Below are 24714 nucleotides of genomic sequence, written 5' to 3' on the forward strand. Positions count from 1 at the left end.
GACCCGATCAGTCGAGATCGAAGAGCTCGATCTGACGGAGCGTGACCTCGGCTTCCGCCCGGACGCGGATCGCCGAGGTCACGACTCGTTCCGTGAACGTGAAGGGCGTCGTACGGTCGGCCGGGAGCTCGCAGACATGGGTCGTCGCGACGGTCTCCCACTCACCCGCAGTCGTCAGGTGCTCCCACAGCAGCGTAGAGGAGGAGGCCTCTGAGGTCGTGGTCACCGTGACGTCGCTGACACTCTGCGGCGAGGGGAACCGCCATCCGATCCAGTCCCCGGCGTGCAGGGTGCTCTCCTGCCGACCTTCGAGGGCGAGGCCCGCGCCATCGTCGAAGAGGAGCTCGGGGTTCGTGACCCCTGACGAGGCGAGGGGGTATCCGTCGCGCGACGTCAGATCCTGATGCCAGGGCACCGAGTGCTGCTGCGGACCCGCGACTTCCAGCGCCAGGAGGGGGTCGGTACCGAACCGCAGCTCCAGAACGGAGTCTCCGACCAGCGCATCGATCGGCAGGTCTGCCGACGTCAGGGTCACGCCGTCGAGTCGCGCCTCCTGCAGCACACGGGCGGAGGGAGCGGAGCGTCGTGACCGGATCCGCAGCGTCGAGCTGTCGCCGCGAGCCACGCGGATGTCGTCGAACAGCGGGGATCCGATCCGGAGTCGTCCCGAGGCGAGCTCCAGGGGATAGAGCCCGAGTGCGGCCCAGAGCCACCACGCGCTCATCTCGCCGTTGTCCTCGTCGCCCGGGTACCCCTGGCCGATGTGGGCGCCGGCGAACAGGCGCCCGGCGAGGTCGTGCACGACGGACGCGGTCTGCCATGGGCGGTCGGAGAACGCGTACATGAAGGGGATGTGGTGGGCGGGTTGGTTGGAGATCGCGCACATCCCCGACCGCAGGGCGCGTGCCTCCCGCTGCTCGTGGATCACGGTGCCGTATGCACCGCCGAAACGCTCGTCCGCGGTCTCGGGTTCGGCGAAGAGCGCGTCGAGATGGCGGCCGAGGCGTTCGGGGCCGCCGTGGAGGTGAGCCAGTCCTGCGCCGTCGTGCACGGCTCCGACCGACATGCCCCAGGCGTTCGTCTCGACGTTGTCTCCGCCCCAGGAGCGCGGATCGAAGTCTCCTGCGAACTCGCCGAGGGAATCCCTGCCGCGGAAGAATCCGGTGTCCGGGTCGAACAGGGTGCGATACGACCGCGCACGGTTCGCGAAGTAGCGGGCGAAGGATCGATAGCGGGCAGCATCCGATGCGGACTCGCACTCGGCGGCCAGCTGCGCGGCGAAGTGGCCGAGGGCGGCATCGCTCACCGCGTTCTCGATGCTCCAGCTCATGCCCTCGGGCACCTCCGAGGAGATGTACCCGGTGAACCGGCCGGTCGCGATCCCCTTGCGGCCACGGCGTGCGTCGGGTCCCGGCTCGCAGGCGTTCCGCCACCCGCTCTCGAAGGCGGACGCGCGGTCGAACCCGACGCCCCAGCGGGCGGCATCTCCGAAGATCTGGTCGCTGGAGGTGCCGACCATGCTGTCGACATAGCCAGGGGCACTCCACCTCGCCATCCAGCCGCCCCGACGATACTGCTCGAGCTGTCCGTCGAGCAGCTCTCCCGCGAGGGCGGGGTCGAGCAGGGCGAGTGCCGGCCACTCGGTGCGATAGGTGTCCCAGTAGCCGTTGTTGACGACGAGCTCACCGTCGACGATCGGTGGGGTACCGCCCCAGGACGCACGCGCAGCGAACACGTCGGCGAACCGCCAGACGGGCGCCTCCGCCGTCCCGACATTCTCCGCGGCGCTGTTGGGGTACAGGTGCATCCGGTGGAGGGCGGCGGCGATCCGGGAGCGGTGCTCTTCGTCGGCGAGCGATCGATAGGGGAGGTCGGTGTCGGGCAGCGGAGGGATCGTCACGCGCGACAGCAGCCGATCCCACTGGGCAGCGGTCGCATCGCGCAGCTCCTCGTAGGCGATCGACGCCGGCGCCTCGGTCTCCAGGGCACGTCGGGCCTGTTCCACGGAGAGGAAGGAGATGCCGATCCGCACCTCGAGTGAGCCCCGTCCGGAGACGTGGCCCGCGACCGCACCGCGTCCGTCGTCATCGAGCGGACCGTGTGCGAAGGTCGGCCCGTCCCCACTGGCGTCCTGGTCGGGGTGCATCACCACTCCGGCGAAGAAGCAGCGGGGAGCGTTGCCCCACTCCTCGGAGCCTTCAGGGATCCAGCCCTCGAACCCCCCGGCGTCCGTCCAGGCGAGGCACCCTTCGTCGCTGAGCTGGTCGATGACGAAGCCGATGCGGGCGTCGGCGTCGGAGCTGCACACGCGGAACGCGCCGGTGTGGGCGGTCGCCGTCAGCTGGACGCGCAGGCCATCGCCGAGCTCTGCCGCGTACTCGTGCGGCCGCGCCCGTTCGGTGCCCGGTGTTATCCAGCGCCGTCGCCCTGCACGGCTCGATGTCGGGTCTCCGAGGAAGGGCATCAGCTGCAGCACGGAACGATCGCCGATCCAGGGGCTGGGCTGATGCGAGAACTGCAGGGCCTCGAGTCGTCGCCCCTGCGGGTCGTCGTGCACGAACGGGCGATACGGCCAGCGGGAATCCTCCGCATCGGTCGCCGGCGTGACGAACGTGAACCCGTGGGGCACGGCGACCGCCGGGATGGTGTTGCCGCGGGAGAATCGTGCACCCGAGTGCGAGCCGCGGCGGGTGTCGACGCGTTCCGCGGGTGCGAGGTCGGCCGGCGCCGGCACCCTCTCCTCGACCATGAGCTGCACGAAGCCCGTGCAGCGCGAGGGGAGGTCCGCGGCATCGGCACAGGAAGCATCGGCACGGGAAGCATCGGCAGGCAGAGCCGCGGTGCCGAACACGACCTCGACCACCCCCGCGCGACCGGCGAAGGGAGCGAGGGCGACGGTGTCGGCGTTCCATTGCTCCGGCAGGCTCCACCGGGCGTCGAACTGCGCCTGCGCGGTGACCGGGAAGTCGTAGCGGTCCCGCACGGCCGCGTCGTCGCTCAGCCGCGAGCCGTCGGCGAAGCGCACATCGACCGTCACAGCGAGTGAGGCGTGCGGTGCCAGCGTCGCCGCCGGCCCGTCCGCGTAGAACGCCCAGTGCAGCACGGTGTCCTGGGTGATCTCGACAGCGGGGAGATCCGGAACGTCGAGCCGCTGCTCGCCGGCGGACGGATCGAACGAGAAGGCGAAGACCGGAGCCCGGAGCACGCCGCTGCGGGGGCGGGAAGACGGGGGATCGGCCGGGCCGTCCGCCGGGATGAGGTGCACGCTGCTCACCCCTTGATCGCGCCTTCCTGCACGCCCTTGAAGAAGAACCGCTGCGTGAACGAGAACATGATCACGATGGGGACGAGGGCGATCATGGTGCCGGCCGCGATCAGACGCGGGTCGACCGAGAAGCTGCTGTTGAGGTAGGCCATGCCGACCGTCAGCGTGTACTTCGCGGGATCGGAGAGCACGATCAACGGCCAGAGGTAGTCGTCCCAGGCGCCGATGAAGGCGAAGATCGCCACCACCGAGACCATGCCGCGGATGTTCGGCCACACGATGTGGCGGATGCGCTGCCACGTGGTCGCGCCGTCGACGGTGGCCGCGTCGAGCACGTCCTTCGGGATCATGCGGCACGCGGTGGCGACCAGCAGCACGTTCATGGCGCTGATCGCTCCGGGCAGGAACACTCCCCACAGGGTGTCGGCGAGGCCGAGCGCACGGATCGTGAGGAAGTTGCTCGTCACGGTCACCTCGCCGGGGAACAGCAGGGTCGACAGCAGGATGCCCATCACGATCCACTTGCCGCGGAACTTCATGCAGGCGAGCGCATAGCCGGCGAATGTGGCCAGGATCACGTTGCTGATCACGGTGCCGACGGAGACGAGCAGCGAGTGCCACGCATACAGGTACACGGGCACGACGTCGGCGACCCTGGTGTAGTTCTGCAGGGTCGGCTCGCGCGGGATCAGCTCCGGGGGGAAGGAGTAGATGTTCTCGGTCGCGCCCTTGAACGAGGTCGACAGCTGCCACACGAACGGTCCGATGACCAGGAAGAGCACGAGCACCAGCAAGGCGTATCGGCCGATCAGCCCGCCGAGAGTCGGCTTGCTGAAGTCGCCGGAGCCGCGGTGCCGGAAGATGCGCTCGCGCGCGGGAGCGGGAGCGTCCTGCGGCTTCTCATCGCGTTCGGGCGCGGTGATCGTCTGAGCGGTCATGCGGGAGCCTTCGCCTTCTTCTCGCGGTTCATGAACGCGATCGCCGCGAGCGGTATGAGCGTCAGGAGGAACAGGGCGACGCTGATCGCAGAGGTGTAGCCGATGTTGCCGTTCAGGCCGGAGCCGACCTGGCGGATGAGCATCACGAGCGACATGTCGTAGCCGCCGGGGCCGCCCGTGCTCTTGGACAGCACGTCGAGCTCGGCGAACACGCGCATGGCCGAGACGGCGATCAGCACCGCGATGAGGAGCATCGCGCCGCGGACCGACGGGATCGTCACCGAGAGGAAGCGGCGGAACGACCCGGCGCCGTCGAGCATCGCGGCCTCGTGCAGTTCCTTGCCGACGTTCCCGAGGGCAGCGAGGTACACGACCATGTAGTAGCCGAGTCCCTTCCACACCGTGAGCAGGATGGCGCACCCGAGCAGCAGCCAGCGGTCGACGAGGAAGGGCATCGGCTTGTCGATCAGGCCGAGGAAGTCGAGCGTCTGGTTGATGATGCCGCGGCTGTCGAACAGCCAGGTCCAGATGAGGGCGACCACCACGACGGAGGCGATCACGGGGAAGTAGAACGTGGTGCGGAAGAACGAGATGCCCGGCAGCTTCTTCTGCACGAGGAGGGCGAGCAGCAGCGGCAGGATCGTGAGCAGGGGCACGCACACCACCACGTAGATGAGACACGTGGTGAGGGCGTTCCAGAACATCTCGTCGCCGAACATGCGCTCGTAGTTGGCTCCACCGACGAAGCCGGGCGTGCGCAACGGCCTGGCGTCGGTGAAGCTGAGGAAGACCGTGTTCAGGAAGGGCCAGAGCGCGAACACCAGCACCCAGATCACGGCGGGGGCGATGAGCAGCCACGGTGTGTACCACTTGTGGGATCTCATCGTCTTCCTCCGGCTCCTGGTGCCGGTGTCCGCGCGCATGCTCACTGGTCCACGCGGTTGGCGTTGGCGTACTCGACGATCTTGTCGAGCTGGGCCTTCGGGTCCGCTTCGCCGTTGACGGCGAGGGCGATCTGCTGGGTCATGTAGGTGGCCATATCGGACGTCCACTGGAACGGCAGGGCCTTGGCATCCTTCATCGCACCGAACACGGTGTCGATCGCGGCGAGCTGCTTCTCGTCGGTGACGGTCGAGGCGATGCTGTCGACGACCTGGTCTCCACCTTCGGCCGTGCCCGGCGCGGTGCCGACGGCCAGCGACGAGAACGCGACCTGGTTCTCCTGGTTCGTCGCGAACTCCGCGAACGCGAGCGCGGCTTCCTTGTTGTCGGAGTCGGCCGAGACGTTCAGTCCCTGCACGTACAGGGGTGCGACCCCGAGGCGGGGCGTTGCGACCGTGTTCTCGAGCAGTCCCGGGGCGTCCTTCTGCAGGTCGGTCGTGAACCCGGTGCCGCCGGTCGTGAAGGCGACCTTCTCCTGGATGTACGCCTCGGCGTTCCCGCCGTAGTCGCCCGTGAGGGCCTCGGCGGGCATGGCGCCCGCGGCGTAGGCGTCGGCGTACTTCTGGATGATCGCCGCCGCCTCGTCGGTGTTGAAGTCGAACTCGCCCTTGTCGTCGATGACCTCCATGCCGGCGGCCGTGAACGTGTCGAGGGCCGGGATGGAGGAGAGCAGCTGCACCTTGCCGCCAGACTCCGTCGCCACGTCTTCCGCGAGGGTGAGGAGCTCGTCGACCGTGGTCGGCAGGTTCTGCTCGGTCACCCCGAACGGCGCGAGCTGCGCGAGGTTCCACCACGAGGCGTCGCTGGAGAGGTACCAGGGGAGGCCGTAGGTTCCCTCGACACCGGGGTAGGCGCTGTACGCCTCCCATGCGCCGGTGTTGTAGGTCGACTTCAGATCGGGATCCGCGGTCTCCAGGTCGACGAGCTTGCCTGCCGCGACGAGCGGGTAGGCGATATCCGGCGGCAGGTTCAGCACATCGGGCAGGGTGTCGGCGTTCGCCTGGCTCAGGATCTTCTCCTGGTAGCCGTCGCCCGGCTGGTCGAGCCACTCCACCGTGACGTCGGGGTGCTCTTTCTCGAACGCGGCGATGAGGTCTTCGAAGTACGGAGTGAACTTCTCGTTCTTGAGCGACCAGGTCTGGAACTGGATCTTCCCGCTCAGCTCACCCGATGTGTCGATGGGGCCGGAAGCACCGGAGGATGCGCCGCCTCCCGTGCAACTCGTCAGCGCCAGAACGCCGATGGTGAATGCTGCCAGAGCGACAATGCGTGTGGGAACTTTCATCGTGCTTCTTCCTCGAGGCGGGCGAATCCGCGCGGTAGCCCGATCGGGACTACAACGCTTTAGCAGATGAAACCATCCGATTCCGTCCCTGTCAAGACACCCGGCCGCGAGATCACTGTCTGCGCGTAGGACAGGGTGCATCGTCTGTTGCTCAAGCGTTATAGTGGTGCGAAATCCGCCCTCTCCGGAGGACACGTCCGAAAGGTCTGACACATGACGCAGCGCGGCGCCCTCGATGCTCCTCTGAGGTTCGGGGCGAACTACACGCCGTCGAAGAACTGGATGCACTCCTGGCTCGACTTCACCCCCGACGACGTGCGTCGCGACTTCGCCGCCCTCGCCGAGCTCGGGCTCGACCATGTGCGCGTCTTCCCCCTGTGGACCGTGCTGCAGCCGAACCGCACGCTGATCCGCGAGAAGGCGATCGACGACGTGCGCGCCGTCGTCGACATCGCCGGCGAGTTCGGCATGGATGCCAGCATCGATGTGGTCCAGGGGCATCTCTCGAGCTTCGACTTCGTGCCGTCGTGGTTGTACACCTGGCACGACAAGAACATGTTCACCGACCCCAGGGCGCTCGAGGGGCAGATCGCGCTCGTCGACCGCCTGGGGCGAGCGCTGAGCGAGGCGCCGAACTTCCTCGGGCTGACGCTCGGCAACGAGACGAACCAGTTCTCCGCGCACACGCATCCGTCGCCCTGGCCGGTCACGCAGGACGAGGCCGGGGGGTGGATCTCCGCGCTGCTGTCGGCGGCGGAGGCGGCAGCGCCAGGGCTCCCGCACGTCCACAGCGAGTACGACGCGGTCTGGTACATGGACGGGCACGGCTTCACCCCCGCCCATGCCTCCCGTCTGGGTGCGATGACCACGATCCACTCCTGGATCTTCAACGGCACCGCCCAGCGTTACGGCGGGCGTTCCGTCGCCTCCGACCGTCATGCCGAGTACCTGATCGAGCTCTCCCGCGCCTTCGCGACAGACCCCGACCGGGTGGTGTGGCTGCAGGAGGTGGGCGCCCCCTCGAACTGTCTCACCGACGACGAGATGCCCGGCTTCCTGGAAGCGACCGTGCGCTCGGCCGTGCGCACCGAGAACCTCTGGGGCATCACGTGGTGGTGCTCGCACGACGTGAGCCGTGACCTCGGAGACTTCCCCGAACTCGAGTACACCCTGGGGCTGATCGGTCAGGACGGCGCCGCGAAGCCCATCGGTCGGCGTCTCGCCGAACTCATCCCCGAGCTGCGCCAGCGCGTCGCCCCGCCCGCGCGGGACACCGCGATCGTGGTCGACGTCGACGAGCGTGAGGTTCCCGTGAGCCGCGCGGCACTGAGCCCAGGGGGTGCCGTGTTCCAGGCCTGGGTGGACGCCTGCGCCGCCGGACTCGATCCGACGCTGGTCACCTCGCACGACGCACTCGACCCTGTCGCGCTCGACGCGCGCGGTATCCGCCGCCTGATCCGCCCCGACCTCTCGGCGGATGTCGTCGACCCCTACGGCTCGGTGAACACGGTCGTTCCCGGCTGATCCGGGTCGGGCGTTCGTCTCAGCCCGTGCGGGCGCTCAGCCCGTGCGAGTGCTCAGTCCGTGCTCGCGGGCGGAGCCGTGCTCTCGCGCGCCGTGAGCACGGGAGTCGGGCCCTCGACGCTCGGCAGATTCGCTCCCGCCTCGATCTGCTGCAGCAGCAGGGTGGCGGCACGCTCTCCGAGTTCGAAGGTGTCGCGGGTCATCGCCGTGATCGACGGATTGATGAGCCCGGCGATGACCGAGTCGTCGAAAGAGGCGAGGGAGACATCGCGAGGGACGGCGCGGCCCATCTCCTGGGCCACACGGAGACCTGCGACCGCCATCACGTCGTTGTCGTAGACGATGGCCGTCGGGCGCTGTCGCCCCGACAGCAGTGTCCGCGTCACCGCGGAGGCGCGTGCGGGTGAGAAGTCGGTGGTGATGACCTCGCCCTCGAGGCCGTCGGCGGTCATGCGCTCGAGCACCTGGGCCCGCAGTCGCGTGTGCTCGAGCTCGGCAGGCCCAGCGACGTAGGCGATGCGGGTGTGTCCGAGCGCGGACAGGTAGGAGAAGAGGGTCTCGGCCACGGTGTCGTCGCCGATCCAGACGCTGGGCACCGAACCCTCGGGGGAGGGCTCCGACCCGATCATCACGGCGCGGGCGTCGAGGGCTTCGATGCGCCCGACCCTGGGATCGTCTTCGCGGGGGTCGATGAAGATGAACCCGTCGACCTGATTGGAGGAGCGCCACTGCCGGTGCACCTCCATCTCCTCCGCGACATCGGCGACGAGTCGCAGCTGCAGGCTCACCTTGCTCTCCGACAGACGCGATTCGATGCCGGCGATGAGGTCGGTGAAGAAGGCCTCGGAGCCCAGGGAACGAGCGGGGCGGGCGAGGGCGAAGCCCACCGTGTTGGCGCGTGCGCCGACCAGTGCGCGCGCCGCGGAGCTCGGCTGCCAGCCGTTCTCCTCGACGATCGCGAGGATGCGGTGCCTGGTCTCCTCGCTGACGCCGGGGCGCCCGTTGAGGGCGAAGGAGACGGCACCGGGGGACACGCCAGCCATGCGCGCGATATCGGCGATCGTGACGCGTTTCGCCGGACTCATAGTCCCTCACCCTACTTGATCGGTTTAGCCTCGGGAAAGAAGCCGGATCGTGCCCTAGACTCGTGCACTAGATCGCTTTAGTACAACAGATAGCATTCAGTCACAGCGCATCACCGCAGACCCGAATCAGCCCTCACCGTCGAGCCCGGAGACCCACTCATGCATGACGACACCTCGCTCACCGTCGGCCGCGTCAAGCGCGTTCTCGAGGAGCGCATCCGCCCGGCGATCCACTCGGCCTCCGTGCCGCTCGGCGTCGAGATCCACGAGCTGCCCGGCGAGCCCATCGCCCCCGCCGAGGGACTCGCCCTCGACTACGCGCCCGGCGTCGTCGGGGCGCCGTGGGGGCCCGCCTGGGGCACCACCTGGTTCAAGCTGACCGGACGCGTCCCGGCAGAGTGGGCGGGCCGCCGGGTCGAGGCACTCATCGACCTCGGCTTCGACGTGAACATGACCGGCTTCCAGTGCGAGGCCCTGGCTTATCGTCCGGACGGCACGCCGATCAAGAGCATCAACCCGCGCAACCAGTGGGTGCCGATCGCCGAGACCGCCGCGGGTGACGAACCCATCGAGCTGTACCTCGAGGCGGCATCCAACCCGGTGCTCCTGGACTACCACCCCTTCCTGCCGACGCAGGAGGGCGACATCCTCACGTCCTCGAAGGAGCCGCTCTACCGCGCCCGCCGGATGGACCTGGCGGTGTTCGAGCCCGAGGTGTTCGACCTGTCCCTCGACCTCGAGGTGCTGTTCGAGCTGCAGGCGGAGCTCCCTGCCACGTCGCCGCGCCGCATGCGCATCCTGCAGGCCATGGACGACGCGCTCGACGTGCTCGACCTGCAGCACATCGTGGAGACCGCCGGCGAGGCGCGGACCCGACTCGCCGACGTGCTGGCCGCGCCCGCCGAGGCGAGCGCGCACCGGATCTCGGCCGTCGGTCACGCGCACATCGACTCGGCCTGGCTGTGGCCGGTGCGCGAGACGATCCGCAAGGTTGCGCGCACGACCTCGTCCATGACCACGCTCATCGAGGAGCAGCCCGAGTTCCAGTACGGCATGTCGAGCGCGCAGCAGTACGCCTGGATCAAGGAGCACCGCCCCGAGGTGTGGGAGCGGGTCAAGGCCGCGGTCGCCGCCGGACGCTTCCTGCCGCTGGGCGGCATGTGGGTGGAGTCCGACACCGTCATGCCGACGGGAGAGTCGCTCGTGCGGCAGTTCTCGCACGGGCAGCGCTTCTTCGAGCGCGAGTTCGGCATCCGCTCGAAGGGCGTGTGGCTGCCGGACAGCTTCGGCTACTCGCCGGCCCTTCCGCAGCTGATGCGCCGTGCCGGGTTCGAGTGGTTCTTCACGCAGAAGATCTCGTGGAACCAGCAGAACGTCTTCCCGCACCACTCCTTCCTCTGGGAGGGCATCGACGGCTCGCAGGTGTTCACGCACTTCCCGTCGATGGACACCTACAACTCGCAGCTGAGCGGCATGGAGGTCGCCAAGGCCTCTCGCCAGTTCAAGGAGAACCGCCTCAGCTCGCGGTCGATCGCTCCGGTGGGCTGGGGCGACGGCGGCGGCGGCACGACGCGTGAGATGACCGGCAAGGCCGAGCGTCTGCGCGACCTCGAGGGCAGCGCGCAGGTCGTATGGGAGCACCCCGACGTGTTCTTCGACGCCGCCAAGGCCGAGCTGCCGAACCCGGCGGTGTGGGTCGGCGAGCTCTACCTCGAACTGCACCGCGGCACGCTCACCAGCCAGCACGCCACGAAGGCCCTGCACCGCTGGGCCGAGCACGCTCTGATCGAAGCAGAGCTGTGGGCCGCCACCGATGCCGTGCGCACCGGTGCCGAGTACCCGCAGGCGGAGCTCGACCGGCTGTGGCAGGCCGTGCTGTTGCACGAGTTCCACGACATCCTGCCCGGGACATCGATCGCGTGGGTGCACCGCGAGGCCGTCGCCGTGCTGTCCGACGTGCTGTCGGATGCGCGCGACATCGCCGACGCCGCGCGCCGGTCGCTCGCCGGCGAGGGTGACCGCGAGCTGCGGTTCGAGCCGAGCTCGGTCGCCGATGGTCGGGCGCTGGGCGCCGCGTTCGTGGGGGAGTCGACGGTCGCACCCGTGACGCTCGTCGAGGAGGCCGATGGCTGGCGGATCGAGAACGACCTCGTGTCGGTGCGCGTCTCGGGCGAGGGGCTGATCGTGTCTGCCGTCGACAAGGCGTCGGGCAGGGAGACGGTCGCCGCAGGCAGGGCCGCGAACCTGTTCCAGTTGCACCAGGACTTCCCGAACATGTGGGACGCCTGGGACATCGACCGGTACTACCGCAACAGCGTCGACGACCTCACGGCGGTCTCCTCCATCGAGGCATCACTCGTGAACGGTGTCGCGCAGATCGTCGTCGTGCGCCCGTTCTCGGAGTCGACCATCACGCAGACGATCGTGCTCGCGCCGAAGTCGCGCACCGTGCTGCTGCGCAATGACATCGACTGGCACGAGACCGAGAAGCTGCTCAAGCTGGCGTTCCCGCTCGACATCCAGGCGTCGCACACCGAAGCCGAGACCCAGTTCGGCTACCAGGCGCGCGTCACGCACACGAACACCAGCTGGGAGGCCGCAAAGTTCGAGACCTCGATGCACCGGTTCGTGCTCGTGCGCGAGCAGGACTTCGGTGCGGCCCTCGTGAACGACTCGATCTACGGGTACGACACGACGCGCGAGGTCGGCGAGAACGGGGTCACCACAACCGTGCGCCTCTCCCTGCTGCGGGCGCCGCGCTTCCCCGACCCGGACACGGATCACGGTCCCCACGAGATCGAGGTCGGCTTCGTGATCGGCGCCGACGCCGCGATCGCCACAGCCGAGGGCATCCGCATCAACAGCCTGCCCACGGTTCTCCGCGGGGCGCGCGAGGTCGAGCCGCTGGTCTCGGTGCAGGGCGAGGGCATCGTCGTGTCTGCCGTGAAGCTCGCCGACGACGGTTCCGGCGACGTCATCGTGCGTGTGTACGAAGCGCTCGGGCGTCGTGCGGTCGGCGAGCTGTCCGTGGGCTTCGACCACCGTGAGGTGCGCGAGGTGAGTCTGATCGAGGACGAGATCGACGATGCACGGACGGGCGGCGCGCTGCGACTGCGTCCCTTCGAGGTGCGGACGCTGCGTATCGTGCGTTGAGCATCGCGCGTTGAGCATCGCGCGTTGAGTATCGCGCGCTGAGCCCGCGTGTGCTCCTGCTCTCGCGTGTGTGGGTGATGTGCGCGGGCCCGTTGTAGTGGCAGAGCGAACGGGTGCAGGATGGCGGGATGGTGAGCATCGACGATGTGCGCGCGATCGCCCTCGCCTTGCCCGGCGCCGAGGAATCCGTCGGCGGTCACACCGGAGCGGCGGCCTGGCGGCTGAAGAGCGGCCAGTTCGCGTGGCTTCGCGGACCGAGAACGACCGATCTGCGACAGCTCGCCGAGGCCGGGCGTGAGTGGCCGACCGGTGATGTGCTCGCGGTGCGGGTCGCCGACCTCGAAGAGAAGGATGCCCTTCTGGCCGCCGAGCCGGATGCGCTGTTCACGATCCCCCACTTCGACGGCTACCCGGGACTGCTCGTCCGTCTCGATGCCGTCGACCGGGGCCGGCTCGAAGAGATCATCACGGATGCATGGCTGGCGCGTGCCCCTGCGAGAGTCGCGAAGGCATGGTTGGATTCGCACGGACTGGAATGACGCGGGATGCGATCCGCGGCCTCCCGGGAATCACACGGGGAGCGGAAGAGCGATGTCAGGCAGGCGGCAGTCTCAGCACGTCGGGGGACTCGCCGCCCGTGAGGTCGTCGGCGATGCGGAGGCTGCGCGCGAGGTCGTCCAGCGCGCCGATCAGCGTGCCGAACCGCTCCTTGTCGCTGCACACGGCCGTCAACGTCACCAGGTGCGTACCCGTGTCCCAGGTGTACGTCGCGAACGGCGGCGAGGCGGGCGACGGCGGCATCGGGACGAGCAGTTTCTCGCCGACGCCGAGCCTCGTGGGGAACGACTCCGTGTCGTCGTAGTCCATCGGCATCGAGGCCCGGGCGATGCGCACATCAGGCGTCAGCACCTGTGCGGTCGCCATCGCCACGACGAGCTCGGGCTCCGCCTTCCACGTCCACACCAGCACGCGTCCGTCCGCACGCTTCATGAGCATCGGCGCCGCCTGGCTCATCGCCCACGCGCCGAACCTCGAGCCGGGTCGCTCCGTCGCTCCGACCGCGGCGTTGACCTGGCCGAGCAGCATCCGGATCGCGGCCTTCCGGTGGCGGCGGCCCTTCCAGCCGAGCGAGTCCGTCACGGGAATCCACAGCTGGGGATCGGCGTCGGCACTCAGTCGCATGACTCCACGGTAGCCGGTGCGTCTGAGTGATGCCCGGTACGCCTCGGCGGCACGATCAGGGCCCTCCGGTAGAGTGGCCAGCGCCCGACCAGGGCTCTCCCTTGGCCGCCACATCGTAAGGCAGCATGTCTGTGACCTCCTCCGACGATCCGATCGATCCGTCGAGCGGCTCCGCCGCCGAACCCGCGCCCCGACCGTTGAAGATCGTGATCGGCTGCGACACGTTCGCGCCCGACATCAACGGCGCCGCCCGCTTCGCCGAGCGCCTCGCCGCCGGCCTCGTGCAGCGCGGACACGACGTGCACGTCGTCGCCCTCAACCAGGCCTACCGCCGCGCCGAGCCGCGGACCGAGGTCATCGAAGGCGAGCCGATGACCCTGCACCGGCTGCCGTCGGTCCGCTGGCCTCCGCACGACTGGCTGCGTTTCGTATGGCCCTGGCGCTCGAAGCACTACGCCCGCAAGGTGCTCGACCGGGTGCAGCCGGACGTGGTGCACATCCAGTCGCACATCGTGATCGGTCGCGGACTGGCGCGCATCGCGCACGAGCGCGGCATCCCCGTCATCGCCACCAATCACGTGATGGCCGAGAACATCCTCGATCACACGACCATGCCCAAGTTCATCGACGACCTGGTGCTGAAGTTCGCCTGGGCCGACGCGAAGCGCACATTCGACCTGACCAGGGCGATCACCACGCCCACCCGCCGTGCCGCCGACTTCCTCGAGAACACCGTCGAGGTGAAGGGGGTCATCCCCGTCAGCTGCGGTATCGACCGTTCGCAGTACACGCCGGTCATCGGTCCGCGCGAGAAGAACCGCATCGTGTTCGTCGGACGCCTCACCGCCGAGAAGCAGGTCGAGGTCATCCTCCAGGCCATGACGAAGCTCGACCCCGCGCTCGAGACCACGTTCGACATCGTGGGCGGGGGCGACCAGCGCAAGCAGCTGGAGCACCTGACCGCCCAGCTCGGTCTCTCCGACCGGGTGACCTTCCATGGGCGCACCACCGACGAGGAGCTGCGAGCCCTGCTGTCGCGGGCGAGCCTGTTCGTGATCGCCTCGATCGCCGAGCTGCAGTCGATCGCGACCATGGAGGCCATGGCTTCGGCCCTCCCCGTCGTCGCGGCCGATGCCGTGGCCCTCCCGCACCTGGTGCACGACGGCGAGAACGGCTACCTGTTCGAGCCGGGGAATGCCGACGAGCTCGCTGCGCGCCTCACCGACGTGCTCACGGCGGAGCCCGCAGAGTACGAGCGGATGCAGCAGGCCTCGCTCGACGGCGTCCTGATCCACGACATCAACCGCACCCTCGACACCTTCGAGGCGCTGTACCGCGACGAGCCGCTGCCGGAGTAGCCCGCCATGCACATCGTCTTCTTCGGCGATCAACACCTCGACTCCCTCGGGGGAGCGCAGGTGTCGATGCGGCTCCAGCGGGAGTTCCTCGAACGCGCCGGTCACACCGTGACGGTCGTGGCTCCGAAGATGCACGGATCGCGTGCGTCGGCCGGCACCCACGGCGGCGCGTACGTCGACCTGCCGTCGATGCCGATCACGACGGATCGCGAATACTCGATGAGCTGGCCAGGGCGCGGCACCGATCGCTTCCTCGACAAGGCCATGACCCGCCGTCCGCCCGTCGACCTGGTGCACGTCCAGGCCGACTTCTGGGGAGCCTTCATCGGACACCGGTATGCGCAGCGCCACGGCATCCCGGTCGTGCACACCATGCACAACCGGGTCGACGTCGGTATCGCCGCCGTCACTCCGCTGCACCGCCCGGTGCTCGCGGCGCTCAACGCTTGGCGCGGCATCGCCCTGCGCGGCATCGCGATTCCGTCGAAGGGGCGATACCCGGCGAAGGGAAGCGACGGGTGGGCGTTCCTGCGCGGCCTCGCCGCCGGGGCGTCCGCCGTGACGGCCCCCTCGACGCACTTCGCCCGCCGCCTCGAGCAGCACGACGTCTTCCCGCACGTGGACGTGATCTGGAACGGCATCGACGACGACGTCCGCGAGCAGACGCTCGCGGACAAGCCCGCAGACCGCGTGCCGGGGAGACCGCGGTTCGTCTGGCTCGGCCGGATGAGCCCGGAGAAGCGCCTCCTTCCGTTCCTCGAGGCGTTCGTCGCTTCGGGAGTCGTCGCCGATCTGGAGATCATCGGGGGAGGCGCTCAGCGCGCAGCCGCCGAGAAGATCGTCCGCGCACGCGACGGCGTGCACTTCGCCGGACGCCTCACCTACCCGCAGACGTTGGCGCGCATCGCCGCCGCCGACGCGCTCGTGCAGACGTCGATCGGCTTCGAGACCCAGGGGATGACCCCTTTCGAGGCAGCCACCCTCGGAACGCCGTCGGTGATCTGCGACCCCGACATCGCCGCGGAGCTCGGCGGCGGGCTGTGGGCCGTACCAGAGCCTGATGCGGAAGCAGGATCCGGGGTGGAGCGGGAGGCTCGCCGACGCGTCGCGCTGGCTGAGACGCTGCGACGTGCGGCAGACGACATCGCGCGCGGGGCGGCTCCTGTTCCGCTGCCCGAGGTGGCCGAGGCGTTCCGACAGTCATCGCGCACGGCGGCGATGGTCGAGGTCTACGAACGGGTGCTCGCATGATCACGACGGCGCCGGCAGTCGTGTCTTCGAGCAGGCAGCCTCAGAAGAACTGGTAGAAGAGCGACGACATCCAGGTGGTCGCCATGCCGATGGCGCCCACTCCGGCGATGCCGATCGCGATGCCGGCGAGCAGGTGCGGGCCGGGCCGGCGTACGGCGACGAGCCCGAGGATGAACGCCAGGACGTATGCGACGAGGCTCACCACGCCGAGCAGGCCGGAGAGGGCGTTGTACCAGCCGTAACCGTCAGCGGCGAAGTAGGCGAACGGCGCCGTCAGCGAGATGACGAGATTGACGGCGAAAGCGATCACCGCGATGAGGAACGCGACCCTTCCGAGCGGGTTCCCCGTGTCAGCGGGGTGCTGCGGCGCACCATAAGACGGAAGCGGTGCCGGCGGGTGCTGGGGTGCTGCGGGGTACTGCGGGGCGGGGTACTGCGGGGAGGGGTTCTGCGGTGCTGCGGGGTTCTGCGATGCTGCGGGGTTCTGCGATGTCGTCGGGTACTGCGGAGACGCGGGCAGGTGCGGGGCGGGGGGACCGGAAGGTCGCTGAGGCTCGCTCATGACGACGAGCGTAGCCCCCGCGGTCATGGTGCTGGTCAGCGGTAACCGTGCCCCGACTCGGCCTGCTGCCCGACATCGCGTCCTGCGAGGCGCGTCCAGTCGGTCGGGGTGCGACGGTATCCGTCGCGGCGCAGTTCGACGAAGGTGGCGATCGTGGCCCACGCGGCGAGGGCGAGGAGTGCGATGAGGAGTATCATGGCAGAAACGCTACGTTCGATGCCGAACCGCCACGAGTGGCAGAATAGACTCTGAACGTATGAAAACTGCCAACCGGGAGTGTGTATGAAGACGGTCGCCTGTGTCATCCAGGACGGGTTCGCGCCCTTCGAGTTCGGCGTCGCCTGCGAGGCGTTCGGCCTCGACCGCGCCGATGACGGGGTGCCGAACTTCGACTTCCGCATCGTCGCTCCCCGTGCCGGCGTCGTGACGTCGAAGATCGGCTTCTCGGTGAACGTCGAGCACGATCTGGCCTTCGCCTACGAAGCCGACCTCGTGGTGTTCTGCCCTCTTCCCCGGGAGAACTGGGGCGACGTGGATCCGCTTCTGGTCGACGTCGCCCGCCATGCGGTCGACCGCGGCGCGTGGGTGATGAGCGTGTGCAGTGGATCGTTCATCCTCGCCGCTGCCGGGGTGCTCGACGGTCGACGCGCCACCACGCACTGGATGTACGCGCACGTCATGGCCGACATGTATCCGCAGATCGACATCGACCCCGACGTGCTGTTCGTGCAGGACGGCAAGATCATCACGAGTGCCGGCACCGCGGCGGGCATCGACGCCTGCCTGCATCTGCTCCGGCAGGAGGTGGGTGCCGAGCTCACCAACCGCATCGCCCGCCGGATGGTCGTGCCCCCGCAGCGCGACGGAGGCCAGGCACAGTTCATCGATCGCCCCATCCCCGTCGTCCCCACCGATTCGCTCGCCGCGGTCGCCGACTGGGCTGTCGAGCACCTGCGCGAAGACCTCGGTGTCGACCAGCTGGCGGCCAGGGCCCTCATGTCGCCGCGCACGTTCGCCCGCCGGTTCAAAGCCGAATACGGCGCGACGCCGGCGGCCTGGCTCGCGCGTCAGCGCATCATCCACGCGCAGCGGATGCTGGAGCGCACCGACCTGCCGCTCGAGCACATCGCCGACGAGTGCGGATTCGGTTCAGCGGCTGTGCTGCGGCAGAACTTCGCGAGAGTGCTCGGGCTGACCCCCACCGCCTACCGTGCGCGGTTCTCCTGTGCCGAGGAATCCGCGGTGCCCGCGGCCTGAGCCGGGCGGGTCCATCACGCAGCCGGATTCAGTGTTCAGGCCGGATTCAGTGTCCAGTCGGGGTCGCTGCTCAGCCAGGGTCAGTGTTCAGGCCGGATTCAGTGTTCAGGCCGGATTCAGTGTTCAGTCGGGGTCGCTGCTCAGCCAGGGTCAGTGTTCAGGCCGGATTCAGTGTTCAGACCAGTGCGCCGGTGCGGGCAGTGCGACGTCGCGCACCTCGACCCCGTCCTTGGTGACGGCGGCGATGCAGTAGAGCAGGGACTGCGTGGGGTAGCCGTGCGGCCGGTTGTCGCGGATGATCGCCCTGTCGTCTTCCGGAGGGAGCGCGGTCGAAGATGCGAGCAGGGCCGTCCACTCGGCCGTCCAGTCGTCGCTGTCGGCGGTCGGACCCAGGGCGCGGAATTCGGGCAGCCACGCCTGGATCCGCGGAGTCGTCGCATCGTCGAGATCGTCGTGCGCGATCATGTGCGTTCCGGGCTCGATGGGTGTCTCGCGAAGCTCGACGCCGTCCCACGAGAGCACTCTCGCGCCGGCGGGGCCCACCTCGAGCAGGTTGAAGCCGTGCATCGGCAGCGGTGCGACCGGCGATCGGCCCGTCACCGACTCCAGGGCGAGGGCGCCGCGGGACACCGCGTGAGCTGCGGGGAGGTCACGCACGTCCGCGCGGTTCAGCAGCACGGCGAGTCGTCCTTCTGCCGGGTTCGCGGCCAGCCACGCGCCGCCCGCTCGGCGGTCGCGGATACCCACCACGCCCGGGAAGTCGTCCGGCCACCAGGCTCCGAGGGAGTCCCAGGCCCGCAGCGGGTCTTCGTCGCGGACCGCCAGAAGTCGTGCGGATCCGGCATTCTCGACATCGATCACGACCGTGCACACGGCATCAAGTCTAGGTCGGCGGAACGATCGTCGGCCCGCGACGGTGGATGCTGGGGCAGAATCGAGACGTGAACATCGTGGTCGGAGTCACAGGCGGCATCGCCGCGTACAAGACGGTGCATCTGGTGCGCCTGCTCACGAAGGGCGGCCACGACGTGACCGTGGTGCCCACCGCGGATGCGCTGCGCTTCGTCGGGCTGCCTACATGGGAGGCGATCAGTCGTCACCCCGTGACAACGAGCGTGCACGAGGATGTGGCACGGGTGCGGCACGTGGCTCTCGGTCAGGCGGCCGACCTCGTGATCGTGGCGCCGGCGACCGCGAACTCGATCGCGAAGATCACGGCCGGGCTCGCCGACGATCTCCTGGGGACCACCCTGCTCGCGACCGAGGCCCCGGTACTGATCGCTCCGGCGATGCACGCCGAGATGTGGCGGAACAGGGCGACACAGGCGAACATCGCGACTCTGCGGGAGCGCGGTGTGCACCTGGTGGGTCCTGCCGACGGTGAGCTCGCCGGTGGTGACAGCGGTCCCGGCCGGATGTCGGAACCCGAGGAGATCTTCGCCGCCGCGCAGGCGCTGCTGACTCCCGGTGACCTCGCCGGCGTGCGGGTGGTGGTCTCGGCCGGCGGCACTCGCGAGCCGATCGATCCCGTGCGTTTCCTCGGCAACCGCTCCAGCGGCCGGCAGGGTGCGGCGCTCGCCGCGGAGGCGGCCGCTCGCGGAGCCGAGGTGACCCTGGTGTCGGCGAACATCTCGGGTGACGTGCTCGCCGACGTGCGGCATCCGTCGATCCGCGTCGTCGGCGTGGGCTCCGCGACCCAGCTCGCAGACGCGATGAAGCGTGAGGCCGCAGAGTCGGACGTGATCGTGATGGCCGCCGCGGTCGCCGACTACCGACCGGTCGCGGTCTCGGAGCGCAAGCTCACCAAGGAGGGCGGCGGAGTGCCCGCCATCGAGCTGATCGAGAACGAGGACATCGTCGCAGCCCTGGCCTCTGCACGTCGCCCGGGTCAGCTCGTCGTCGGCTTCGCAGCCGAGACTCCGGAGGACGAGGCCGAACTGCTCGCTCGCGCTCGCGGCAAACAGCAGCGCAAGGGTGTCGACCTGCTGGTGGTGAACGAGGTCGGCTGGGAGCGCGGGTTCGAGAGCGCGGAGAACGCCGTGCACATCCTGGGCCCCGGGGGAGCGGTGGCGGCGACCGTCTCCGGCTCCAAACGCGCTGTCGCGTCCGCGATCTGGGACGCGATCGGACGGGAGCGCTGACGAGGCGGACGGACTGGAGGAGAATCTCGGCGAGTGCTAAACTTGAGTCAATAAGACTCAACTTTGATCCCCGTCCTCCGACTTGGTGGACGGGAGACGACCAGAAGGAGCAACTCCAGGAGGAGCGCATGACCACCCCGCAGACCGGCAACCAGAACCAAGAGCAGCAGTCCGCCCTCGAGCAGTTCGGCATCAACCTCACCGACCGTGCCCGCGAAGGCAAGCTCGACCCCGTGATCGGACGCGACAGCGAGATCCGTCGGGTCAGTCAGGTGCTCACCCGACGCACGAAGAACAACCCCGTGCTGATCGGCGAGCCCGGCGTCGGTAAGACCGCCGTCGTCGAAGGCCTCGCCCAGCGCATCGTCGCCGGCGACGTCGCCGAGTCCCTCAAGGACAAGGAGCTGGTCACGCTCGACATCTCCGCCCTCGTGGCAGGCGCCATGTACCGCGGGCAGTTCGAGGAGCGGCTGAAGCAGGTGCTCAAGGAGATCACCGAGTCCGACGGGCAGGTCATCACGTTCATCGATGAGCTGCACGTGCTGATGGGCGCCGGTGGCGGTGAAGGCTCGGTCGCGGCATCCAACATGCTGAAGCCGATGCTGGCCCGCGGCGAGTTGCGACTGATCGGCGCGACGACCCTCAACGAGTATCGCGAGTTCATCGAGAAGGACGCAGCGCTCGAGCGCCGCTTCCAGCAGGTCTACGTCGGAGAGCCCACGGTCGAGGACACGATCGCGATCCTCCGCGGCCTCAAGGGTCGGTACGAGGCGCACCACGGGGTGACCATCTCCGACAGTGCTCTCGTTGCGGCTGCGGCCCTGTCGAACCGGTACCTGCCCGCGCGTCAGCTGCCCGACAAGGCGATCGACCTGATCGACGAGTCGATGTCGCGGCTCAAGATGGAGATCGACTCGTCTCCGGTCGAGATCGACCAGCTCAAGCGTCAGGTCGACCGGATGAAGCTCGAGGAGCTCGCCCTCAAGCGCGAGAAGGACGCTGCGTCCAAGGAGCGACTGAGCGCCTTGCGCGAGCAGCTCGTCGGCATGGAGCGACAGCTCGCCGAGCTCGAAGCCCGCTGGGCGCGCGAGCGTCAGGGTCTGAACCGGGTGGGCGAGCTCAAGAAGCAGCTCGACGACGCGATCACGCAGCGCGACCTCGCCATGCGCAATGCCGACTACACGAAGGCTTCGAAGCTCGAGTACGAGACGATCAAGCGCCTGGAGCGCGACATCGCGGAGGCCGAGCAGGCGGAGGCCACCGCGTCGAGCGAGCCTCGCATGGTCAACGAGCAGGTGACCGAGGAGGACATCGCGGCCGTGATCGCCGCGTGGACCGGCATCCCCGTCGGCCGGTTGCTGCAGGGCGAGAGCGAGAAGCTGCTGCACCTGGAGAACGAGCTCGGCAAGCGCCTGATCGGGCAGAAGGACGCCGTGAAGGCCGTGTCCGACGCCGTCCGCCGTTCGCGCGCGGGGATCAGCGATCCCGGTCGTCCGACCGGATCGTTCCTGTTCCTCGGCCCGACCGGTGTCGGCAAGACCGAGCTTGCCAAGGCGCTGGCGGAGTTCCTCTTCGACGACGAGCACGCCATGGTGCGCATCGACATGTCGGAGTACGGCGAGAAGCACTCGGTGTCCCGGCTCGTCGGCGCCCCTCCCGGGTACGTCGGCTACGAGCAGGGTGGTCAGCTGACCGAGGCCGTGCGTCGCCGGCCGTACAGTGTGATCCTGCTCGACGAGGTCGAGAAGGCGCACCCCGAGGTGTTCGACGTGCTGCTGCAGGTGCTCGACGACGGTCGGCTGACCGATGGGCAGGGGCGCACGGTCGACTTCTCGAACGTGATCCTGATCCTCACCTCGAACCTGGGCTCGCCCATCCTCATCGACCCCGTGCTCGCACCCGATGAGAAACGCGACCAGGTGATGGCGCTCGTGCGGCAGGCGTTCCGTCCGGAATTCCTGAACCGCCTCGACGACATCGTGATGTTCTCGGCGCTGAGCGAAGACGACCTCGCACAGATCGTGGAGCTCTCGGTCGACCAGCTGCACGACCGGCTGAAGGACCGGCGACTCACCCTCGCGGTCACTCCGGATGCGCGGGCCTGGCTCGCCGAGCGCGGGTACGACCCCATGTTCGGTGCGCGTCCGCTGCGCCGCCTCATCCAGAGCGAGGTGCAGAACAAGCTCGCGACCGCTCTGCTCTCGGGCAACGTGCACGACGGCGACACGGTTCGCGTCGACGTGGCCGCCGACGGGATGGGCCTCGTGCTCACCTCGACGACGCCGGAGCCCGAGGCCGACTCCGACTCCGACTCCGACGAGGATGACGTGATCGAGGCGGAGCTCCTCGAGGACTGACACGCCACGACTGAGCTGAACCGCTCGGACACAGAAGAGGGACCAGCGGGTGATCCGCGGGTCCCTCTTCTCGTGGGGTCTCGGCTTTGACGTGGGGTCTCGGCTTTGACGTGCGGGCTCAGCACTCTCGTGCAGGCTCAGCCGCGCAGACCGGAGGCCGCGGCGAGTGCGCGACCGGTGAGGGAGTCGTCGTCACGCACGATCTCGGACGGCGTCCCGCTGAAGATCAGGCTCCCGCCGTCGGATCCCGCTCCCGGACCGATGTCGATGATGTGATCGGCACGGGCGACCAGTCGCAGGTTGTGCTCCACGACCACCAGCGTCGCTCCCTCCTCGAGCAGGTCGTCGAAGAGGAGGTTGATGGTGTCGACGTCGGAGGGGTGCAGGCCGGAGGTCGGCTCGTCGAGGATGATGCGGTCCGCTCGGTCGCGGTGCGGATCGCTGAGGTGGCGGGCCAGCAGCAGACGCTGCTTCTCCCCGCCGGACAGCGTGTCGAGCGACCGGCCGACCGGGATGTATCCCAGTCCGGTGCGTTGCACCCAGGCCAGGGCCTCGACCACGTCGGCATGGGCGGAGAAGAGGGCGCTGACCTCGGCCGGTGGCGCCGCCAGCACGTCGGCGATCGTGGCGCCGTCGACCTGCACGGCCAGAGCGGTCGGGTTGAAGCGCAGCCCGCCGCACGCATCGCAGGGGAGGGACACGTCGTCGAGGAACGCGAGCTCGGTCGTGATGTGGCCGCGGCCGCGACAGGTGGGGCACGCCCCGCGGGAATTGAAGCTGAACCAGGAGGGGTCGAGGCCGGAGGCATCCGCGAACACCGCCCTGACGGTGTCGGCGATGCGAAGGATGCTCAGGGTCGTGGATCGGACGCCGCCGCGCAGCGGTTCCTGTCCGACGACCGTGAAGTCCGGGTGCTGGCGTGGCAGCTCCGCGGTCGCGAACGAGCTCTTGCCGGAACCGGCGACTCCCGTGACGGCCGTGAGCACGCCCAACGGGATGTCGACGTCGAAACCTCGCAGGTTGTGCGAGCGCGCATCCCGCACCGTGATCCGGCCCGACGGTGCCCGTGTCGCTCGACGGATCGGCAACGGCTCGGCGAGCAGGCGCCCCGTCAGTGTGTCGCCGGCGCTGAGCTCGGCCGGCGTCCCCTCGAACTGCACGAGCCCACCGGCAGACCCCGCACCGGGACCGAGGTCGATGATGTGGTCGGCGACCGCGATCACCTGCGGGTGATGCTCGACGACGAGGATCGTGTTCCCGGCATCGCGCAGTCGTTGGAGCAGGGCGACGAGGCGCTGGATGTCGGCGGGGTGCAGCCCGGTGCTCGGCTCGTCGAACACGTAGGTGACGTCGGTGAGCGCGCTGCCGAGGTGTCGCACGATCTTGACGCGCTGCGCCTCGCCGCCGGACAGCGTCGCCGACTCGCGGTCGAGCGCGAGGTAGCCGAGGCCGACCGAGAGCAGGGCGTCGAGCGCATGACGGATCCCCTCGACCGCCGGTGCCACCCGTGGGTCGTCGAACTCCTCGAGCAGCGCGTGCAGCTCGGAGACCGGCATGCGCATCCAGTCCACGATCGAGCGCCCGGCGATGAGGCTGGCCCTCGCGGCTTCGTTCACGCGCGCGCCGCGGCAGTCGGGGCAGGTGTGATGCGTCACGAGTCGGTCGAGCTCTTCGCGCACGGAGGCTGACATCTTCACCGGACGCTGCTTGAGGAACACGTCGCGCATCCGCGTGATGACCCCGTCGAAGCGCGCGCTCTGCGGGAAACGCGGGTCGGGGTCCTCGAGCTTGAGCTTGTCGGCATAGAGGAACTGGTCCATCTCCTCGGCCGTGTAGTCCTTGAGCGGCTTCTCGCGGTCGAACAGTCCACAGTAGGCGAAGCGTTTCCAGCGGTACACGCCTGGACGGAACAGGCTGAACCGCACCGGGCCTTCGTCGATGTTCCTCTCGGGGTCGATCAGTTCATCGATGTCGATGTCGTACACCGTGCCGAGCCCTTCGCAGGTCGGGCACATGCCGGAGGGGTCGTTGAACGAGTACGCGGGGGAGTAGCCGGCCGACGGCTCGCCGACACGGGAGAAGACGAGGCGCACGAGCGAGGCCAGATCGGTCGCGGTCGCCACGGTCGAGCGCGCGTTGCCCGTGAACCGACGTTGGTCGATCAGCACCGTGAACGTCAGACCGTCCATCGCCTGCACGTCCGGAGTGGGCAGCTGCGGCAGTCGCGACCGGATGAACGTCGAGTAGGAGTCGTTCACGAGCCGCTGCGCCTCGGCGGCGATCGTGTCGAGCACCAGCGACGACTTGCCCGAACCCGAGACCCCGGTGAAGACGGTCAGCAGCTTCTTGGGGACGACGACGGAGACGTCGCGGAGGTTGTTCGTCCGTGCGCCGGTGATGCGGAGCATATCCAT

Annotated in this window: 18 protein-coding genes; 8 read left to right on the forward strand and 10 right to left on the reverse strand. The window is 68.7% G+C overall.

Annotation, left to right across the window (positions count from 1 at the left end):
• Positions 1–7: 7 nt before the first annotated feature.
• From AAY78_RS13115 to AAY78_RS13130, 4 genes are read right to left on the reverse strand one after another with little or no spacing between them, the layout of a single operon-like run.
• Entirely contained in the window at positions 8–3274 is a 3267-nt protein-coding gene (locus tag AAY78_RS13115; protein ID WP_046748716.1) for a glycoside hydrolase domain-containing protein, read from the reverse strand.
• Entirely contained in the window at positions 3271–4203 is a 933-nt protein-coding gene (locus AAY78_RS13120) for a carbohydrate ABC transporter permease (protein ID WP_113680770.1), read from the reverse strand. Before AAY78_RS13120 ends, AAY78_RS13115 begins: the two co-directional genes overlap by 4 nt.
• Entirely contained in the window at positions 4200–5087 is an 888-nt protein-coding gene (locus AAY78_RS13125; RefSeq protein WP_046748717.1) for a carbohydrate ABC transporter permease, read from the reverse strand. The genes AAY78_RS13120 and AAY78_RS13125 overlap by 4 nt, the downstream gene beginning before the upstream one ends.
• Positions 5088–5128: 41 nt before the next feature.
• A complete protein-coding gene (locus tag AAY78_RS13130; RefSeq protein ID WP_046748718.1) occupies positions 5129–6430 on the reverse strand; it encodes an ABC transporter substrate-binding protein in 1302 nt (433 codons plus the stop codon).
• 213 nt (positions 6431–6643) lie between these two features.
• Here AAY78_RS13130 and AAY78_RS13135 point away from each other — a divergent pair, with 213 nt between their 5' ends.
• The gene (locus AAY78_RS13135; RefSeq protein ID WP_046748719.1) at positions 6644–7954 is read left to right on the forward strand and encodes a glycoside hydrolase 5 family protein; all 1311 of its coding nucleotides are present in this window, start codon (positions 6644–6646) and stop codon (positions 7952–7954) included.
• Between the two features lie 53 nt (positions 7955–8007).
• On the opposite strand, the gene AAY78_RS13140 is transcribed toward AAY78_RS13135, so the two are convergent.
• Positions 8008–9039 (reverse strand): LacI family DNA-binding transcriptional regulator, encoded by a 1032-nt coding sequence (locus AAY78_RS13140; RefSeq protein WP_046748720.1) that lies wholly within the window; start codon positions 9037–9039, stop codon positions 8008–8010.
• Between the two features lie 159 nt (positions 9040–9198).
• Between AAY78_RS13140 and AAY78_RS13145 the strand changes: the two genes are divergently transcribed.
• Positions 9199–12192 carry an alpha-mannosidase gene (locus tag AAY78_RS13145; protein ID WP_046748721.1) on the forward strand — a complete coding sequence of 998 codons (2994 nt, stop codon included), beginning with the start codon at positions 9199–9201 and terminating at the stop codon, positions 12190–12192.
• A gap of 128 nt (positions 12193–12320) precedes the next feature.
• The gene (locus AAY78_RS13150) at positions 12321–12731 is read left to right on the forward strand and encodes an MmcQ/YjbR family DNA-binding protein (protein ID WP_046748722.1); all 411 of its coding nucleotides are present in this window, start codon (positions 12321–12323) and stop codon (positions 12729–12731) included.
• A 55-nt stretch (positions 12732–12786) separates the two neighbouring features.
• On the opposite strand, the gene AAY78_RS13155 is transcribed toward AAY78_RS13150, so the two are convergent.
• Entirely contained in the window at positions 12787–13374 is a 588-nt protein-coding gene (locus AAY78_RS13155) for a hypothetical protein (RefSeq protein WP_046748723.1), read from the reverse strand.
• A 125-nt stretch (positions 13375–13499) separates the two neighbouring features.
• Between AAY78_RS13155 and AAY78_RS13160 the strand changes: the two genes are divergently transcribed.
• Positions 13500–14732 carry a glycosyltransferase gene (locus tag AAY78_RS13160; RefSeq protein WP_046748724.1) on the forward strand — a complete coding sequence of 411 codons (1233 nt, stop codon included), beginning with the start codon at positions 13500–13502 and terminating at the stop codon, positions 14730–14732.
• Between the two features lie 6 nt (positions 14733–14738).
• Positions 14739–15983 (forward strand): glycosyltransferase, encoded by a 1245-nt coding sequence (locus AAY78_RS13165; RefSeq protein ID WP_046748725.1) that lies wholly within the window; start codon positions 14739–14741, stop codon positions 15981–15983.
• Positions 15984–16023: 40 nt separating this feature from the next.
• Here the strand turns inward: AAY78_RS13165 and AAY78_RS13170 are convergent, their stop codons facing one another.
• Both AAY78_RS13170 and AAY78_RS19950 read right to left on the reverse strand, forming a co-directional pair.
• Entirely contained in the window at positions 16024–16545 is a 522-nt protein-coding gene (locus AAY78_RS13170; RefSeq protein WP_156172655.1) for a hypothetical protein, read from the reverse strand.
• 35 nt (positions 16546–16580) lie between these two features.
• The gene (locus AAY78_RS19950; RefSeq protein ID WP_179515740.1) at positions 16581–16742 is read right to left on the reverse strand and encodes a hypothetical protein; all 162 of its coding nucleotides are present in this window, start codon (positions 16740–16742) and stop codon (positions 16581–16583) included.
• An 85-nt stretch (positions 16743–16827) separates the two neighbouring features.
• Here AAY78_RS19950 and AAY78_RS13175 point away from each other — a divergent pair, with 85 nt between their 5' ends.
• The gene (locus AAY78_RS13175; RefSeq protein WP_046748727.1) at positions 16828–17802 is read left to right on the forward strand and encodes a GlxA family transcriptional regulator; all 975 of its coding nucleotides are present in this window, start codon (positions 16828–16830) and stop codon (positions 17800–17802) included.
• 168 nt (positions 17803–17970) lie between these two features.
• Here AAY78_RS13175 and AAY78_RS13180 read toward each other — a convergent pair whose 3' ends face one another.
• A complete protein-coding gene (locus tag AAY78_RS13180) occupies positions 17971–18675 on the reverse strand; it encodes an NRDE family protein (protein WP_046748728.1) in 705 nt (234 codons plus the stop codon).
• A 68-nt stretch (positions 18676–18743) separates the two neighbouring features.
• Between AAY78_RS13180 and coaBC the strand changes: the two genes are divergently transcribed.
• Together coaBC and AAY78_RS13190 are read left to right on the forward strand one after the other, a co-directional pair.
• Positions 18744–19943, forward strand: coding sequence for a bifunctional phosphopantothenoylcysteine decarboxylase/phosphopantothenate--cysteine ligase CoaBC (gene coaBC / locus AAY78_RS13185; protein ID WP_046748729.1), 1200 nt, complete (start codon positions 18744–18746; stop codon positions 19941–19943).
• Positions 19944–20071: 128 nt separating this feature from the next.
• A complete protein-coding gene (locus AAY78_RS13190) occupies positions 20072–22300 on the forward strand; it encodes an ATP-dependent Clp protease ATP-binding subunit (protein ID WP_082108686.1) in 2229 nt (742 codons plus the stop codon).
• A 137-nt stretch (positions 22301–22437) separates the two neighbouring features.
• On the opposite strand, the gene AAY78_RS13195 is transcribed toward AAY78_RS13190, so the two are convergent.
• On the reverse strand, positions 22438–24714 hold the full coding sequence (locus AAY78_RS13195) for an ATP-binding cassette domain-containing protein (RefSeq protein WP_197077701.1): 2277 nt from the start codon (positions 24712–24714) through the stop codon (positions 22438–22440).

Origin of the sequence: Microbacterium sp. Ag1 (genome assembly GCF_001005635.1) — a bacterium.
Classification (GTDB): Bacteria; Actinomycetota; Actinomycetes; order Actinomycetales; family Microbacteriaceae; genus Microbacterium; species Microbacterium oxydans.

Excerpts from the sequence above, each read along its gene's own strand:
- AAY78_RS13125 (WP_046748717.1), bottom strand. The coding sequence starts at position 5,087 with ATGAGATCCCACAAGTGGTACACACCGTGGCTGCTCATCGCCCCCGCC.
- AAY78_RS13155 (WP_046748723.1), bottom strand. The coding sequence starts at position 13,374 with ATGCGACTGAGTGCCGACGCCGATCCCCAGCTGTGGATTCCCGTGACG.
- AAY78_RS13135 (WP_046748719.1), top strand. The coding sequence starts at position 6,644 with ATGACGCAGCGCGGCGCCCTCGATGCTCCTCTGAGGTTCGGGGCGAAC.
- AAY78_RS13165 (WP_046748725.1), top strand. The coding sequence starts at position 14,739 with ATGCACATCGTCTTCTTCGGCGATCAACACCTCGACTCCCTCGGGGGA.
- AAY78_RS19950 (WP_179515740.1), bottom strand. The coding sequence starts at position 16,742 with ATGATACTCCTCATCGCACTCCTCGCCCTCGCCGCGTGGGCCACGATC.
- AAY78_RS13150 (WP_046748722.1), top strand. The coding sequence starts at position 12,321 with ATGGTGAGCATCGACGATGTGCGCGCGATCGCCCTCGCCTTGCCCGGC.
- AAY78_RS13190 (WP_082108686.1), top strand. The coding sequence starts at position 20,072 with ATGACCACCCCGCAGACCGGCAACCAGAACCAAGAGCAGCAGTCCGCC.
- AAY78_RS13175 (WP_046748727.1), top strand. The coding sequence starts at position 16,828 with ATGAAGACGGTCGCCTGTGTCATCCAGGACGGGTTCGCGCCCTTCGAG.
- AAY78_RS13130 (WP_046748718.1), bottom strand. The coding sequence starts at position 6,430 with ATGAAAGTTCCCACACGCATTGTCGCTCTGGCAGCATTCACCATCGGC.
- AAY78_RS13120 (WP_113680770.1), bottom strand. The coding sequence starts at position 4,203 with ATGACCGCTCAGACGATCACCGCGCCCGAACGCGATGAGAAGCCGCAG.
- AAY78_RS13140 (WP_046748720.1), bottom strand. The coding sequence starts at position 9,039 with ATGAGTCCGGCGAAACGCGTCACGATCGCCGATATCGCGCGCATGGCT.
- AAY78_RS13170 (WP_156172655.1), bottom strand. The coding sequence starts at position 16,545 with ATGAGCGAGCCTCAGCGACCTTCCGGTCCCCCCGCCCCGCACCTGCCC.
- AAY78_RS13160 (WP_046748724.1), top strand. The coding sequence starts at position 13,500 with ATGTCTGTGACCTCCTCCGACGATCCGATCGATCCGTCGAGCGGCTCC.
- AAY78_RS13195 (WP_197077701.1), bottom strand. The coding sequence starts at position 24,714 with ATGGATATGCTCCGCATCACCGGCGCACGGACGAACAACCTCCGCGAC.
- AAY78_RS13145 (WP_046748721.1), top strand. The coding sequence starts at position 9,199 with ATGCATGACGACACCTCGCTCACCGTCGGCCGCGTCAAGCGCGTTCTC.